This is a genomic window from Pseudarthrobacter xylosi, assembly GCF_055412765.1.
This window is the reverse complement of sequence record NZ_JBVAYT010000006.1, coordinates 213,612-228,446: the sequence shown is the minus strand read 5'-3', so window position 1 is coordinate 228,446 and position 14,835 is coordinate 213,612. Positions and strand designations below refer to the sequence as shown.

Below are 14,835 nucleotides of genomic sequence, written 5' to 3'. Positions count from 1 at the left end.
CAGTCCGCTGCCGGCCCCGCCTGGCCCCGCACTCCCGGAACCCACGCAGACGAGCACATGAGGGAAGGACCCGGCTCTTATGAGCCGGGTCCTTCCGAGTTAATACTGATGGGTTAATAATGGCGGCTTGAGGCATACGTGCGGGTTAGAAAATGCGCAGTGTGTAGTTGGTGCTTGGCAGGTCCAGGGCGGACCAGGCCTGGTCGGAGGTGACGGGCGGGGTATGGCCGCGGCCATCACGCAAGAGCGCTGAGACGGTGGCGGCGAGAACAACGAGAAGCAGGACCACTAGGGCAATTCCGAGGATTTCCATGACTCAATGCTGCTCCGATGCATGCTCAGGAAACAGTGGCAGAAATGCCCAAAAAGATCTAATTTCTGCCATAATGGATGCATGCTGAAATCAGTGGCAGTCATAGTGGTTCCCAACTTTTCGATCTTCGAGTTCGCCACGGCGTGCGAGGTGTTTGGCATCGACAGATCGGGTCGCGGCAGCAACGTCCCCGCCTTCGACTTCCGTGTCTGCACGCCGGTGCCCGGTGAAGTCCGGATGAAATCCGGACTCTCCATGAATGTTTCGGTGGGATTGGACGCTACTGAAGACGCGGACCTCGTGATCATGACGCCGTTCGGCCGGAACGAGGACGTACCGGAATCGGTGTTGGAGGCACTGCGCGCCGCGCACGCCCGGGGAGCCTGGGTGATGTCCATCTGTTCCGGAGCCTTCGCCCTGGCACGCGCCGGTCTCTTGAACGGGCGGCGATGCACAACGCACTGGCACTATTCCCATGAGCTCGCAAGCCGGTATCCGGAAGTGCAGGTCGATGAAAACGTGCTCTACGTGCAGGACGGGAACCTGATCACCAGTGCCGGTACCGCGGCGGGAATCGATGCCTGCCTCCATCTGGTGCGCGTTGAGCTGGGCGCCAACGTGGCCGCTGCCATTGCGCGGGACATGGTGGTGCCGCCGCACCGCGACGGCGGCCAGGCCCAGTTCATCGACCGGCCCATGCCTGCTTGTGGATCCGCGCCGATGGAAGAGCTGCTGCGCTGGATGGTGCAGAACCTGGAGCAGGAGCACACTGTTGTTGAGTTGGCGGCACGCGTGCACATGTCAGCCAGGACGTTTGCCCGCCGTTTCCGGTCCGAAACCGGGGCCACACCTGCTGCCTGGCTGAACTCGCAGCGGGTCCTCCGGGCGCAGGAACTGCTGGAATCCACTGACCTGAACATCGACGAAGTTGCCCGGGAATCGGGCTTTGGCCATCCAGTCTTGCTCCGGCATCATTTTTCCAAGGTGCTGGACACCAGCCCACAGTCCTACCGTCGGGCGTTCCGGGGGCAACTCGTAACGGCAGGCTGACCGGCGACGCAGCTATGCCCTTGCGGGCGAATCAAGACGGGGCAGGTCCTTGCGGTGCAGCCATGTCCCGCAACCCGGGGCCGTCCTCGGAAGCCGCCCGGGTGGTGTCCACCAGCACGCGCCATGGTCCTGTGACAGCCTGCTCCGGTAGCGCCGCCCGGCGCTGGCCGGCCCGGATCGAATAGATGAATCGGTCTGGCTCGTTGCCTTGCACCTCTGCGGCCGCGGCCCGGAGGGTCTTGGGCACGGCGTCCCAAGGGCAGGCTTCCACAATTGGTTGCCACTGGCTTTTGGCGCTCGCGGTCTGGGCGTGCACTGTCCATACGCGGGTCAGGGCTGCGATGCCGCCGCTGCGCTCCACACTGATCTTCATGGCCTCGGTCCTGGGCTTTCCTGCGGCCTGGCCGCCGGCTCCCGGCGGGCAGGCGTTCAACTAAAGCTTGACCTTCACAGTTTCCCACGCCTGCCGCACGGCGTCATGCTCCGGCGAATCGGTGCCGAACAGGTCCACGGCGGATGCCGCCGTCGCTTTGGCAAATACGCGGAAAGTGGCGGTGGCGGGCAGCGAGCCGCCGGTCAATACGTCGTACCAGATCCGCCCCGGTGCCTCCCAGGCATTGCCGCCAAGTGACTGCGCCGTGAGGTAGAAGGCCCGGTTTGGGATGCCGGAGTTGATGTGGACGCCGCCGTTGTCGGCGCTCGTCCGCACGTACGAGTCCATCGAATCTGGCTGCGGATCCTTACCCAGCACGTCGTCGTCGTACGCTGTGCCTGGGGCCTTCAGCGAGCGGAGAGCCGATCCCTCAACCTGAGGTGTAAAGAGTCCCTCACCGATGAGCCAGCTGGCATCGGTCACGGACTGGCTGTTCAGGTACTGTTCCACGAGCGCGCCGAAAATATCGGACATGGATTCGTTAAGGGCACCTGCCTGGTTGCGGTAAGCCAGCCCCGCCGAGTACTGGGTGACGCCGTGCGTAAGTTCGTGCCCGATGACGCTCAGCGACCGCGTGAAACGCTCGAAAACTTCTCCGTCCCCATCGCCGAAGACCATCTGCCGGCCGTCCCAGAAAGCGTTGTCGTAGAGCCTGCCAAAGTGCACTGTGGCATCGAGCGGCAAGCCTTGGCCGTCGATGGAGTTACGGCCGAAAATGTCGGCAAACAGGCGGTGCGTGTGCCCAAGGCCGTCGTAGGCCTCATCAGCAGACTGATCGCCGAAAGCCGGTTCGCCTTCCTTGCGCACCAGCTTTCCCGGAAGATTCTCGGAACCGCCGGCATCGTAGACGCTCCTGTTGGGCGGGCCAGGGCGGACCTGCCGCAGTCCCGGGGGAGCCGCCGGGACCGGCAGGGTACGGGCCGACAGGACGGACCGAACGTGGCTCAGCGCTTCCTTGGCCGCCCGCGCAGCCGCGGAAAACTGCGGTTCGTCCAAGCGAGCCAGCCGCCGCAGCAAATACGGCGGAATGATGGAACAGAATGTGGCTGGAACGTGCATGGCCTACCCCCTCGAGTTCGTTGAATCAGCCTACGAGGGGCCACCGGCAATCTGTTGAAGGCGCACTCAATCCAGCGCGATGGGACAGCCGGGGCTCTGCTTCATGGCGTGAAGGGACAGCCGGGGCCCCTCCGGGGCCCCTCCGGGGCCCCCAATTCTGGAGGTCCGTACGTCGGCCTTGAGGTCTTGCTCACAGGGTTATGCACATGGCCATTCATCCTCGCCGTTATTGTCAGACCCTCACGGGATGATTTGAGTATGGATAGCAGAGCAGCTGTGGCGACGGCGGAGGCCCTTTCAGCGTCCTTCGCTGAGCTCGCTGCGCGGCTCCGTGGCGGGGCAGACTGCAAGGGTTCCGGGGCTGATCCGCTGCGGCGGGCGGCGGATGGATTCCTGGACGGGCTGGCTGCGATCTCACGGTTGGACGCGAAAAGTGCCGCCCTGAAAGTCTGGCTGGCTGCCGGTTACAGCGCCGCTGCCGAGGCCCTGGCGGGCCCGGCTGAGTCCCCGCAGGACCACAGGGGTCAGGAGATGGCCGTGGTCGCCGTGGTCGCCTGCGCCATGACCGTCAGCGAACGCTCCGCAGGCGCCCTGCTCGCCGAAGCCCACTCCCTGACCACGACTCTGCCGCTGACGCTGTCCGCACTGCAGGCCGGAACCATTTCCTGGCAGCACGCCAGGATCATGGTCGACGAAACCACCAACCTGGACCCCGCCGGGGCGCAGGCGCTGGAAGCACATTTCCTGGACCCCGAGGTCGTGAATCCGGCACGTGGCCCGGCGGGTGAGCTCATCCCCGGCCGGTTCCGGCACAAGGCCCGGACCTGGCGGGAACGCCACCACCCGGTCAGTATCGAAAAACGCCATGCACGTGGTGTCCAGGATCGGCGGGTGGAGTATGCCCCGGACCGCGACGGCATGGCCTGGCTCTCGGCCTACCTCCCCGCCGACCAGGCGGCGGGGGTCTGGAACCGGACAACCACCGCAGCCCGCGCACTCCAAGGACCGGACGAGGACCGGACCCTCAGCCAGCTCCGGGCGGACACCGTTGCCACCTGGCTCCTGACCAACAGCAGCGCCGGTGCCGGAACCTCTGGCATGACGGGCCTGGACGGGGTGACAGGCGGTAGGGGCGAAACGGGCGGCATCGGCGAAACGGGACTGGCAATCGCCGACGGTGTTCCGTCACCGCGGGCCCAAGTCCTCGTGACCGTGCCGGTGTTCGCACTGCTGGGCCTGACCGATGAACCAGCCACGCTGGACGGATACGGGCCCATCCCGCCCTCCATGGCCCGGCAGCTCGTCGCCGACGGCGCCGAATCGTTCCACCGCGTCCTGATCGATCCGCGTGATGGGGCTCCGCTGGAGATCGGGCGGAGCAGCTACCGGCTCACCAAAGCCCAGCGCCAATGGCTCCGGCTGCGGGACGGGAAATGCCCGTTTCCGGGCTGCAGCAACCATTCCCTGGACAACGAAGCCGACCACCTCCTCGCCTGGGCCCACGGCGGCACCACCGGAATCAGCAACCTCGGCCAGCCCTGCCACAAACACCACAGACTCAGACACACCACCGGCTGGAAACCCACCACCGCCACCAAGAACGAACCACCCGGCTGGATATCACCCACCGGACGCCACTACACCAGCGAACACCCCGACTGGGAACCACCCCACTGGCCAGCGCCGCAGACGTCGGGGGCATCGAGCACCACGCCGCCTTAGCGCGGGCCGCGTATTGAGGCCCAGCGTCAGACGCAGGGCCTGACAAGTCGGCGTGCCACGGACGCCCCGCCTTATACACGCGGCGGGTGTCTGCACGCGCCAGTTTGGTTGAGCAGCTTCGTATGGCTTGAACTGTCCGATCGCGCGGGGCGGTAAGGCCTGAAGTATCCGCGCGCGCCCGGCGGATAAACGCAGAAAACCCCCGCCACTTTTGCAAGTGGCGGGGGTTTCATCTGTGCCCTCGATTGGAATCGAACCAACGACCTTCTGCTCCGGAGGCAGACGCTCTATCCCCTGAGCTACGAGGGCAATTCAGGGATCCTGCCGTTGCCAGCGGGACGTCCTAGAGCTTAGCAGGAAGGTGCCTGCAAGGAAAAACGGCTCGCTTCAGTAGCCCGAAAAAGAGTCCGCGTGAACGCGCCGCGCGCCCGCCTTCCGGGCTGCACTGCGCAGCGAAGCGACGCTCGCTGGTGACCCGGACACGTAGACGGCGCGGTTGGCAATGTCCGGCACGAGGACCTTTAGGGAATCTCCGTCCAGCCGGGCGCCAGCCGTGCCCGGCTCCGGTGTCCCGGCATCGGTGATGAACGGCGGCGGGACGGAACCGTCCGCGAGGCGTGCCAGGATGCGCGCCCCGGACGCCTGCAGCTCGGCCGCGTAGGCAATTTCGGCAGGATTGCGCGCCAGTAGCAGCACCACCACGTCCCGGTCCTGCGCGGCGCCGGAAGTCAGATGGGCAAGATAAGGCGTGATGCCGATGCCCGCGGCGATCAGGAGGACGGGGGTCCGGGGATCGCGGGGCAGGACAAAATCTCCGCCCACGGACGTGGCCGCCACCTCATCACCAGGCTTCAGGTCCAGCAGGACTTTCTTCGCCGCGGACAGGGGCTCCGCCGTCCGGACGCCGAACTTCACCGTCCCGGAACCGGGGGCACCGGTCAAGCTGAACACCCGGCGTCGGCCTTTACCGTCTGACTTGGCGTGCGGCAGATCCAGTTCCATGTACTGTCCCGGCACGAACCGGACGGGCCGGGACGGCTCAAAAACGAACTCTGTAGTGCTGGGAGTCAGGGGACGGGAACCAGCGAACCGGAGCCTGACCCCGCCGCGCTGGCCCACAAGGAACGCCAGCAGATTGCCGATCAGCAGAGCCAGCTCCGGTGAGTTGGCGATGAAGCCGAAGTTGTACGGCACCGCAAAAACCACCCCAACCACAGCGGCGAGCGCGAGCTGCTGCCAGCGGCGTGGCGCCAGGGTGAGAGGCTCCGTCAGCATAAAGCCGACGAAAAACAGCAGCGGCCGTTGGGCAAGGGCCTGCCAGAGTGCACTGCCCAGGGTGAGCCCGGCCTGCAGCAGCTCAGCGCTCACAATCGCCGCGGCAACCACAAGGAACACGGCCGCCATAAGCAACTTACGTGTCCGGTAGAGCACCAAGAGGATGCCCGGAACCAGCAGCCAGAGCATGGCGGGGGTTGCCGCCCACCACGTCGCGATGTTCAGCCCGGTCAGTCCGGTCACAAACGCTCCGGCGGCGGCAGGATTGAAGATGTGCCGGCCACGCCAGGCCAGGGCGTATTTGGAGGCGGAGGCCAGCACGCAGGCCAGGGCCACCCCTGCCATATCTAGGGGCATAAAGGAGGGCCAAAACAGGAAATACAGCAGCAGGCCGGTGATCAACGAGGACTCGGAATGCGGGCGGACGTGGAAAAGGGCAGCCAGCCCGCGGTTGGACACATAGGTCAGGCCAAGACACAGCGCCAGGTGAACGAGCATCTGCGCGATGCCGAACGTCAGCCAGCCAAGGGCGTTGAGCAGTAGGCTGTAGGCGGCAAGGGCTCCCAGCACCAGCAGGATCAGCCGGTACATCGTGTACTTACCCAACAAGGTGTCCAGCCGGCCAGCGCTGAATACGGCGGTTGCCTTGGGGGCGTCAACGGGGCTCATGAGAACAGTGTCCCTTCAAATCCGGCCGAGTAGGCAGCACTTCCATCAGAAAAAACCGTCAGCCAGGAAAAATCGAAAGTCTGTTCCAGATCGCTGCCGGGGACAAAGAACAGGGCGGTGGCCAGAGCGTCGGCAACCATGGTGCTTTCCGCCATGGTCCACGTGGCTACCGTGGTGCTGACGGGCAGTCCGGTGGTGCCATCGAGCACATGGTGCAGGCCGTCGCCCCATGCCCGGCGGTTTGAGGCTGACGCGCACAAAGCACTGCCTGCCAGCGGCACGGTGCCGATGGCCCTCGCCGGATCGTACGGGTGCTCCAATGCCACGGTCACCGGATCAGGCCCGCGGTGAAGCAGGTCGCCGCTGGCGTCAATCATGAAGGAGTCCACGCCACAGGAGCGCAACTCCACAGCGAGCAGGTCCACCAGCTGGCCTTTTCCTGCGGCACCGATGTCCAGGACCAGGGGAGCGGACGTGGTGAGCACAGAGCCGTCCCACGCCAGGACGTCCTCCCAGCGGGGCGCCGGCAGCGCGGACCCTGCAGGCCGCAGGGTATATGCGGCGTCGTACCCGAGGCGTTCCAGGCTGCCGCCGATCAGGGGCGTCATCGCTCCGCCGGTGATGTTGTACAGCGAGCGGTACAGCCGGCCAAGGTCGGCGGCTTCCGCCGGCAGCTCATGCCGCCCGGGCTCGCGGGCCATGGCACTGACTGTCGAATCGGACCTAAATCGGGACCAGGCGCCGTCGTACCGCTCCACCACGGCCAGCAGCCGGGCGCGGACGCCGGCATTGAGCGGTCGGGGCGTGGAGATTTCCCAACCGGTACCGATCCCGTCGAAGCGGAAGTCCTCCGGGTCCGGCACGGCCTACTGGGCCTCGGCCTTGATCTTGTCCAGGGCCTGGTTGAAGCCGCCGCTGGTGAGCGAGGACCCCGCCACCTTGGAGATGTTGAGTTCGTCGATGCTCTTCCCCACAACCTGCGCTGCGATCCCGCCGGCGAACTCGCCCTGGAATTTCCGCGTGTTCGGGCTCGAAGGGTGCTGGGTGATGTTGACGGCCGTGACCGTGCCGGAGGCGAGCGTCAGCTCAACCCCCACCGTTTCGGTGCCATTGGGGGAAACATAGGTGCCGTCGGCGCTGTAGGTGCCGTCCTGATAGAGGGACCCGCTGCTGGCCAGCGTTGACGCCGTGCCGGAAGGGGCAGTGGAGGCGCCGGATGTGTTGTCGGCAGCCGGAGCGGGCGTGGCCGGTGTGGCAGCCGGCGCGCAGCCAGCCACCGTTCCCGCGAGGGACAGGCCGGCGATGCCGACGAAAACACTCTTGCGGACTGACGGTCTCATATTGGGGCTCGTTTCGTGGGCGGGTGCTTACGCTGTACTCAACGTCGGATTCAGCCTATTGGTTCACCCTGTGAATGAGCAGGGCGTCCGCTGTGCGGAAAAGTTGCCCGGAGACAGTCACGCACCACGCCCAAATTCGTCCACGTGGCGGCCCCCGGTAGGCTAGAGGGGTGACTCCCGAAGAACTCTCCCTCGCCATATCCGCCTGCCTGAAAGACGCCGTCGCCGCTGGCGAAATCGCGCTTTCCGCATCAGCTGTCCCTGATGAGGTGCGCGTGGAGCGACCGAAGAACCGGGAGCACGGCGACTGGGCCACCAGCATCGCCCTCCAGCTGTCCAAGCAGGCCGGCACCAACCCGCGCGAATTCGCCACCGTCCTGAGCGCCCGCCTGAAGTCCATCAGCGGCGTCTCTGCCGTGGACATCGCTGGCCCCGGGTTCCTGAACATCACCGTGGACGCCGCTGCAGCCGGTGCCCTGGCGAAGGCCATTGTGGAGGCCGGACGGGACTACGGCACCACCACCACGCTCGCCGGCCACGTGGTGAACATGGAGTTTGTGTCGGCGAACCCCACCGGTCCGCTGCATATCGGCCACACCCGCTGGGCCGCCTTGGGCGATGCGATCGCCCGCGTACTGCGTGCTTCGGGCGCCGAGGTCACCGCCGAGTACTACATCAACGACGCCGGTTCGCAGATGAACGTGTTCGCGAACTCGGTCTATTCTCGGCTGCACGGACTTCCGGTGCCGGACGGCGGCTACCCGGGGCAATACATTGCCGACCTCGGCCATGACGTCCTGACCGTGCACCCCGACATCCGCGAACTCACCGAGGTGGCCGCCCTTCCCGTCATCCGCGCCGCCGCCTACAAGGCCCAGATGAAGGACATCAAGGACACCCTCGCCGATTTTGGCGTTGCCTTTGATGTTTACTTCTCGGAGCAGGAACTGCACGACGCCGGGGCCATCGGAAATGCCGTTGCCCGCCTTCGCGAGCAGGGCCACGTGTTCGACGACGGCGGTGCGGTCTGGTTGCGCACCACGGACTTCGGGGACGATAAGGACCGCGTGATGATTCGCGCGAATGGCGAACCCACCTACTTTGCCGCGGATGCCGCGTACTACCTGTCCAAGAAGGACCGCGGCTTTACCGAAAAGATCTACCTCCTGGGTGCGGACCACCACGGTTACATCAACCGCCTCAAGGCCATCGCCGCGTGTGCTGGCGACGATCCCGAGATGAATATTGAGGTCCTGATCGGCCAACTGGTGTCCGTTAACGGCGCCAAGCTGTCCAAGCGTGCCGGCAACATCATCGAGCTCAAGGATCTCATCGACTGGCTGGGCAAGGACGCCGTACGGTACTCCCTGGCACGCTTTCCGGCGGATTCCCCGCTCACCTTGGATCCTGACCTGTTGAAGAAGCACAGCAACGAGAACCCGGTGTTCTACGTCCAGTACGCCCACGCCCGGTCCCGCGGCACGGCCCGCAACGCCGTGGCCGCAGGCGTGGACCGGAGCGCGTTCGAGGCTTCCCTGCTGGACCATGCCACGGAAAACGAACTGCTCTCCTACCTGGGCAGCTATCCCTCGATTGTGGCCAAAGCTGCCGAATTGCGTGAACCGCACCGCGTGGCCCGCCACCTCGAAGTCATTGCCGGCGCGTACCACCGCTGGTACGACGCCTGCCGCGTTGCCCCGCAGGGCGACGAACCCGTCACTGACGTCAACCGCACTCGCCTGTGGCTGAACGACGCCACCAGCCAGGTGCTGGCAAACGGCCTGGACCTGCTGGGCGTATCCGCGCCGGAACGGATGTAAACCCATGCCGGCACAGGAAAATTCAGCACACGACGTTTCAGCACAGGACGTTTCAGCACAGGACACCAACACCGGATCCCCGTTGGCGCCCGAGTGGCTCACCGTTCCCGCGGACTTGAATGCGCTCCACGAACCCATGTGGGCGCAGAATGTCCAAAAGAACGACGCCGGTGAGCTTGCCATCGACGGCGTCGCCGTCAGCGAGCTCAAGGCACAGTTCGGCACGCCGCTCTTTGTGATGAGTGAGACCGATTTCAGGGCCCGCGCCCGCTCCTTTAAGGACGCCTTTGACGCCGCGTTCGCCGACATCTGCGGGGGAGTGGACGTCTACTACGCGGGCAAGTCCTTCCTGTGCACCGCAGTAGCCGCCTGGGTGGCAGACGAAGGACTCCGGCTGGACACCTGTTCCGGCGGCGAGCTTGCCGTGGCAGCCCGGGCCGGCATCAAGGGCGAAAACCTGGGCCTGCACGGCAACAACAAATCCGACGCCGAGATCAACCGTGCGCTGGATATGAAACTGGGACGCATCGTGGTGGACAGCCTCGACGAGCTGGACCGCGTCGCCAGGATCGCCATGGGCCGGGGTGAAACAGCCAAGGTCATGCTCCGCCTGACGCCGGGCGTGCATGCGCACACCCACGAGTTCATCGCCACCGCTCACGAGGACCAGAAGTTCGGCCTCTCTATGGCCGGGGATTCCACGGAGCAGGCCGGGCTGTCAGCAGCGGAGGAGGCTGTGGCTGCTGCTACGGGTTACGCCAGCATCGAGCTGCTGGGCCTGCACTGCCACATCGGTTCGCAGATCTTCGAGCCGGACGGCTTCGAACTCGCGGCGCAGAAGCTGCTGCGCTTCCACGCGGCCATGCAGGAAAAATACTCCATCGTGATGCCCGAGCTTGACCTCGGCGGCGGCTACGGCATTGCCTACACCCCGGTGGACACCCCCCGCCCCGCAGCTGACATCGCGCAGGCGATGGCCGCCGTCGTGCGTTCCACATGTGCTGAGCTGGGGATCACGTCACCCCGGATTTCCATCGAACCCGGACGCGCAATCGTGGGGAGCACCACGTTTACGTTGTACGAGGTGGGTACCCTGAAAACCGTGCGCGTGGACGCCCCGGCCAGCGACGCAGGCCCCGAGAACGTTACGCATCCCCGCCGGTATGTGTCAGTGGACGGCGGCATGAGCGATAACGCCCGCCCGGTGCTCTACGACGCGGATTATTCGGCGATTCTGGCCTCCCGCACGTCCTCCGCGGCCCCGCAGCTGTCCCGCGTGGTGGGCAAACATTGCGAGAGCGGCGACATAGTTGTTAGAGATGTATATCTGCCCGAGGACGTGGCAGCCGGTGATCTGCTTGCTGTACCGGGGACCGGCGCCTACTGCTGGGCCCTGGCAAGCAACTACAACTATCTGGCCCGGCCGGGCGTTGTCGCGGTGCGCGGCGGATCTGCCCGGCTGATTGTCCGCGGGGAAACCGAACAAGATCTGCTTAACCGCGACATGGGAGTGCCGAATGACTGAATTGCGAACCCTGAAAGTAGCCCTGCTGGGCTGTGGCAACGTTGGGGCCCAGGTTGCGCGGATTCTCATCGAGGACGCCGACGCCCTTGCCGCCCGTACCGGCGCGCGCCTGCAGCTCAGCGGCATCGCGGTGCGCAACGTCAACGCCAAGCGCGATGTGGACCTGCCGCAGGACCTCTTCACCACCGACGCCGACACCCTGGTCAAGGACGCCGACCTCGTGATCGAGCTCATGGGCGGGATCGAGCCTGCCCGCTCACTGATCCTCTCCGCGCTGCGCAACGGCGCCTGTGTTGTCACCGGCAACAAGGCCCTGCTCGCGCAAGACGGCCCCACCCTCTACGAAGAGGCCGACAAGGCCGGTGTGCAGCTGTCCTACGAAGCCGCCGTGGCCGGTGCCATCCCCATCCTGCGCCCCATCCGCGACAGCCTTTCCGGCGACCGTATCACCCGCGTCCTGGGCATCGTCAACGGCACCACCAACTTCATCCTGGACCAGATGGACTCCACCGGCGCCCAGTTCGCCGACGCCCTCGCCGAAGCCCAGCGCCTCGGCTACGCGGAAGCTGACCCCACCGCCGACGTCGAAGGCCACGATGCCGCCGCCAAGGCCGCCATCCTGGCCACGCTGTCCTTCCACACCCGCTTCGCCCTGGAAAACGTCCACTGCGAGGGCATCACCTCCGTCAGTGCCGCGGACATCGCCGCAGCCAAGGACGCGGGCTTTGTCATCAAGCTGCTGGCCATCGCCGAAAAGCTCACCGATGCCGAAGGCGGCGAAGGCGTCTCCGTGCGCGTGCACCCCACGCTGCTGCCGCGCGAGCACCCGCTGGCCGCCGTTCGCGGCGCGTTCAACGCCGTCTTCATCGAGGCGGAAAACGCCGGCGAGCTGATGTTCTACGGCCAGGGCGCCGGTGGAACCCCGACGGCGTCTGCCGTACTGGGTGACCTCGTCTCGGCGGCCCGCCGCCTCGTCCTGGGTGGACCGCAGCGCACGGAGACCACCACCGGCCACGTTCCGGCCCTGCCGATCGCCGCAGCCACGACCAGCTACTACATCGGCCTGGACGTCGCGGACCAGCCCGGCGTGCTGGCCCGGATTGCCCAACTCTTTGCGGAGCATGACGTGTCCATCGAAACCATGCGGCAGACCATCCACCGGGACGCTGAGTCCAACGTGGAGTCGGCCGAGCTGCGAATTGTTACCCACCGCGCATCAGAGGCTGCCCTCGCAGCCACCGTCGAGGCCGTCAAGGGCCTGGACGTCATCAATTCAGTAACATCCGTTCTGCGGGTAGAAGGAGTCTAAGTGGCTCACCAATGGCGCGGCGTTATCCGCGAATACGCTGACCGTCTGCCCGTCACGGAATCCACCAGGGTCATCACGCTGGGCGAGGGCGGCACCCCGCTGGTCCACGCGCAGAAGCTCTCCGAGCTCACCGGTTCCACCGTGTACCTGAAGGTCGAGGGGATGAACCCCACCGGTTCGTTCAAGGACCGGGGCATGACCATGGCCATGACCGCCGCTGTTGCCTCCGGTGCCAAGGCCGTGGTGTGCGCGTCCACCGGCAACACCTCAGCTTCCGCCGCGGCCTACGCCACGGCTGCGGGACTGAAATGCGCCGTGCTGGTTCCCGAAGGCAAGATCTCCATGGGCAAGCTGAGCCAGGCCATCGCGCACGGCGCCACGCTGCTCCAGGTAGATGGCAACTTCGATAACTGCCTGGACATTGCGCGGAAGCTGGGGGAGTCCTACCCGGTGTTCCTGGTCAACTCCGTCAACCCGGCCCGCATCCAGGGCCAGAAGACAGGCGCGTTTGAGATCGTCGATTCACTCGGCGATGCTCCGGACATCCATGTCCTGCCCGTAGGCAACGCCGGCAACATCACCGCGTACTGGAAGGGCTACAAGGAATACTCGGCGCCGTTCGAATCCGCTACCGCCGGAACCTTGCCTGCCGTTTCCACCAAAACCCCCCAGATGTGGGGCTTCCAGGCCGCCGGCGCGGCACCGTTCGTGGCGGGGCACCCCATCACGGAGCCTGACACCATCGCCACTGCCATCCGGATCGGCAATCCGGCGTCCTGGGACGGTGCCATCGCGGCCCGTGACGAGTCCGGCGGATTCATTGACGCTGTTACTGACGAGCAGATCCTGGATGCCCACCGCTGGCTGTCCGCCCGCGAAGGCGTTTTTGTGGAGCCCGGCTCCGCCGCCGGTGTGGCCGGCCTGCTCAAAAAGCACGCCGCCGGTGAAGTTCCTACCGGCAAGACGATCGTCATTACCGTTACCGGCCACGGCCTCAAGGACCCCCAGTGGGCCCTCCGCACCGAAGACGGCAGCGAAGTGCAGCCCGTCAAGGTCTCCAACGACGTCGTGACCGTCGCAGCTGAACTGGGACTGGAAGAAAAGTAGCCTTGAAAACCACGTCGCCCACCACCGTTACCGTGCCTGTGATCGAAGCAGGACAGCGTGTCACCGTCAGGGTCCCGGCCACCAGTGCCAACCTAGGACCGGGATACGACAGCCTGGGCCTCGCCCTGGCTTTGCACGACACCCTGACGGTGGAAAGCCTCGAATCCGCTGAGCTCGTCTTTGAGCTCAGCGGAGAGGGGGCGGACACGCTGCCGCGCGACGCCAGCCACCTGGTGGTCAGGGCGATGGAGGCTGCCTTTTCGCGGCTTGGTTACCGCCACGGCGGGCTCAGGATCACGGCGACGAACGTCAACCCCCACGGCCGCGGCCTGGGATCATCGGCATCGGCCGTGGTGGCGGCGGTCTCGGCTGCCAACGCCATGGTGCCCGAAGCTGCGCGTCGCGGGCGGGACTGGATCCTGCAGTTGACCAGCGAGATGGAAGGCCACCCGGACAACGTCGCGCCCGCGATTTTCGGCGGACTGGCGCTGTCATGGCAGGACAGTGACCAGTACAGCAGCACGCGCGCTACCGTGGCCGGCTCCGTGATTCCCATCGTGGCTGTCCCCGATTTTGAATTGTCCACCGAGGCCGCGCGCGCCCTGCTGCCAGCGTCTGTGGGCCATCATGCCGCGGCAATGAACTCTGGCCGGGCTGCGCTGCTGATCCATGCACTGACCCAGAAGCCGGAGTTTCTGCACGCGGGCACGGAGGATTACCTTCACCAGAGCTACCGCGCCGAGGCGATGCGACCCAGCGCGGCCCTCATCAGGGCACTGCGCAACGCCGGCCACGCGGCTGTGGTTTCGGGTGCCGGACCTACGGTCCTGGTACTCGCCGACGGCGACGCCGAAGCCGCCGAGGTGCTTGGGTTCATTGAGTCCTTTACCGCAGCGAACACGCCGGGCATCGCCTGGCGCGTGCTGAAGCTGGCAGTAGACGTCGAAGGTGCTAAGGTGGACATGCACCGGCGGTAATCCCGCCTATCTGATCGGCAGCTGCATTCAGTTGTTAGTGATCTCCTACTGCGCAATATTTTCCGGTGCCGCCTGCTTGGTCTGTCGCAGGAATCTGCAGCCTAGAATTGACTGCCCCTGAATCGTCAGCCCGGCGCCCCGCCATTAATCGGTGCGTGAGGTGAATCAGTATCCGGCCCTGCTGGCCGAAATCCAACCGGCAAGACCGAAAATGTCGGCTGCAGATCTGAACTGCA

General features: G+C 65.6%; 13 protein-coding genes and 1 tRNA gene. 7 read left to right on the top strand and 7 right to left on the bottom strand.

Annotated elements, in window-relative coordinates:
- Nucleotides 1-145: 145 nt before the first annotated feature.
- A complete protein-coding gene (locus tag ACZY1F_RS14765; protein WP_463915088.1) occupies nucleotides 146-313 on the bottom strand; it encodes a hypothetical protein in 168 nt (55 codons plus the stop codon).
- 81 nt (nucleotides 314-394) lie between these two features.
- On the opposite strand from ACZY1F_RS14765, the gene ACZY1F_RS14760 reads away from it, so the two are divergent.
- The gene (locus ACZY1F_RS14760; RefSeq protein WP_463942547.1) at nucleotides 395-1,363 is read left to right on the top strand and encodes a GlxA family transcriptional regulator; all 969 of its coding nucleotides are present in this window, start codon (nucleotides 395-397) and stop codon (nucleotides 1,361-1,363) included.
- Between the two features lie 31 nt (nucleotides 1,364-1,394).
- Here the strand turns inward: ACZY1F_RS14760 and ACZY1F_RS14755 are convergent, their stop codons facing one another.
- Both ACZY1F_RS14755 and ACZY1F_RS14750 read right to left on the bottom strand, forming a co-directional pair.
- Nucleotides 1,395-1,736 carry a protealysin inhibitor emfourin gene (locus tag ACZY1F_RS14755; protein WP_463942545.1) on the bottom strand — a complete coding sequence of 114 codons (342 nt, stop codon included), beginning with the start codon at nucleotides 1,734-1,736 and terminating at the stop codon, nucleotides 1,395-1,397.
- 60 nt (nucleotides 1,737-1,796) lie between these two features.
- Complete coding sequence (locus tag ACZY1F_RS14750; RefSeq protein WP_463942543.1) at nucleotides 1,797-2,855, bottom strand: M4 family metallopeptidase; 1,059 nt, start codon at nucleotides 2,853-2,855, stop codon at nucleotides 1,797-1,799.
- Between the two features lie 258 nt (nucleotides 2,856-3,113).
- Here ACZY1F_RS14750 and ACZY1F_RS14745 point away from each other — a divergent pair, with 258 nt between their 5' ends.
- Nucleotides 3,114-4,577 (top strand): HNH endonuclease signature motif containing protein, encoded by a 1,464-nt coding sequence (locus ACZY1F_RS14745; protein ID WP_463942541.1) that lies wholly within the window; start codon nucleotides 3,114-3,116, stop codon nucleotides 4,575-4,577.
- A 236-nt stretch (nucleotides 4,578-4,813) separates the two neighbouring features.
- Here ACZY1F_RS14745 and ACZY1F_RS14740 read toward each other — a convergent pair.
- The 4 genes from ACZY1F_RS14740 to ACZY1F_RS14725 all read right to left on the bottom strand — a co-directional run bounded on the left by ACZY1F_RS14740 (nucleotide 4,814) and on the right by ACZY1F_RS14725 (nucleotide 7,861).
- A tRNA-Arg gene (locus ACZY1F_RS14740) sits at nucleotides 4,814-4,886 on the bottom strand.
- Nucleotides 4,887-4,964: 78 nt separating this feature from the next.
- Nucleotides 4,965-6,521, bottom strand: coding sequence for a ferredoxin--NADP reductase (locus tag ACZY1F_RS14735; RefSeq protein ID WP_463942540.1), 1,557 nt, complete (start codon nucleotides 6,519-6,521; stop codon nucleotides 4,965-4,967).
- The gene (locus ACZY1F_RS14730) at nucleotides 6,518-7,384 is read right to left on the bottom strand and encodes an FAD:protein FMN transferase (RefSeq protein WP_463942538.1); all 867 of its coding nucleotides are present in this window, start codon (nucleotides 7,382-7,384) and stop codon (nucleotides 6,518-6,520) included. The genes ACZY1F_RS14735 and ACZY1F_RS14730 overlap by 4 nt, the downstream gene beginning before the upstream one ends.
- Nucleotides 7,385-7,387: 3 nt before the next feature.
- Nucleotides 7,388-7,861, bottom strand: coding sequence for an FMN-binding protein (locus ACZY1F_RS14725; RefSeq protein WP_463942536.1), 474 nt, complete (start codon nucleotides 7,859-7,861; stop codon nucleotides 7,388-7,390).
- Nucleotides 7,862-8,031: 170 nt separating this feature from the next.
- On the opposite strand from ACZY1F_RS14725, the gene argS reads away from it, so the two are divergent.
- The 5 genes from argS to thrB are packed head-to-tail and all read left to right on the top strand — an operon-like array spanning nucleotide 8,032 to nucleotide 14,599.
- Nucleotides 8,032-9,681: an arginine--tRNA ligase gene (gene argS / locus ACZY1F_RS14720; protein WP_463942534.1), complete on the top strand. Its 1,650-nt coding sequence runs from the start codon at nucleotides 8,032-8,034 to the stop codon at nucleotides 9,679-9,681.
- Between the two features lie 4 nt (nucleotides 9,682-9,685).
- Complete coding sequence (lysA, locus tag ACZY1F_RS14715) at nucleotides 9,686-11,206, top strand: diaminopimelate decarboxylase (protein ID WP_463942533.1); 1,521 nt, start codon at nucleotides 9,686-9,688, stop codon at nucleotides 11,204-11,206.
- Nucleotides 11,199-12,515 carry a homoserine dehydrogenase gene (locus ACZY1F_RS14710; RefSeq protein WP_463942531.1) on the top strand — a complete coding sequence of 439 codons (1,317 nt, stop codon included), beginning with the start codon at nucleotides 11,199-11,201 and terminating at the stop codon, nucleotides 12,513-12,515. Before lysA ends, ACZY1F_RS14710 begins: the two co-directional genes overlap by 8 nt.
- Nucleotides 12,516-13,622, top strand: a complete 1,107-nt coding sequence (thrC, locus tag ACZY1F_RS14705; protein WP_463942529.1) for a threonine synthase — start codon at nucleotides 12,516-12,518, stop codon at nucleotides 13,620-13,622. It begins immediately after the preceding gene.
- A gap of 2 nt (nucleotides 13,623-13,624) precedes the next feature.
- Nucleotides 13,625-14,599 carry a homoserine kinase gene (gene thrB / locus ACZY1F_RS14700; RefSeq protein WP_463942527.1) on the top strand — a complete coding sequence of 325 codons (975 nt, stop codon included), beginning with the start codon at nucleotides 13,625-13,627 and terminating at the stop codon, nucleotides 14,597-14,599.
- Nucleotides 14,600-14,835 lie beyond the last annotated feature (236 nt).

What these genes read in the sequence shown, in the direction of transcription:
- ACZY1F_RS14710 (WP_463942531.1), top strand. Translation starts at nt 11,199, where the DNA reads ATGACTGAATTGCGAACCCTGAAAGTAGCCCTGCTGGGCTGTGGCAAC.
- ACZY1F_RS14750 (WP_463942543.1), bottom strand. Translation starts at nt 2,855, where the DNA reads ATGCACGTTCCAGCCACATTCTGTTCCATCATTCCGCCGTATTTGCTG.
- ACZY1F_RS14745 (WP_463942541.1), top strand. Translation starts at nt 3,114, where the DNA reads ATGGATAGCAGAGCAGCTGTGGCGACGGCGGAGGCCCTTTCAGCGTCC.
- ACZY1F_RS14765 (WP_463915088.1), bottom strand. Translation starts at nt 313, where the DNA reads ATGGAAATCCTCGGAATTGCCCTAGTGGTCCTGCTTCTCGTTGTTCTC.
- ACZY1F_RS14735 (WP_463942540.1), bottom strand. Translation starts at nt 6,521, where the DNA reads ATGAGCCCCGTTGACGCCCCCAAGGCAACCGCCGTATTCAGCGCTGGC.
- ACZY1F_RS14725 (WP_463942536.1), bottom strand. Translation starts at nt 7,861, where the DNA reads ATGAGACCGTCAGTCCGCAAGAGTGTTTTCGTCGGCATCGCCGGCCTG.
- ACZY1F_RS14760 (WP_463942547.1), top strand. Translation starts at nt 395, where the DNA reads ATGCTGAAATCAGTGGCAGTCATAGTGGTTCCCAACTTTTCGATCTTC.
- lysA (WP_463942533.1), top strand. Translation starts at nt 9,686, where the DNA reads ATGCCGGCACAGGAAAATTCAGCACACGACGTTTCAGCACAGGACGTT.
- ACZY1F_RS14755 (WP_463942545.1), bottom strand. Translation starts at nt 1,736, where the DNA reads ATGAAGATCAGTGTGGAGCGCAGCGGCGGCATCGCAGCCCTGACCCGC.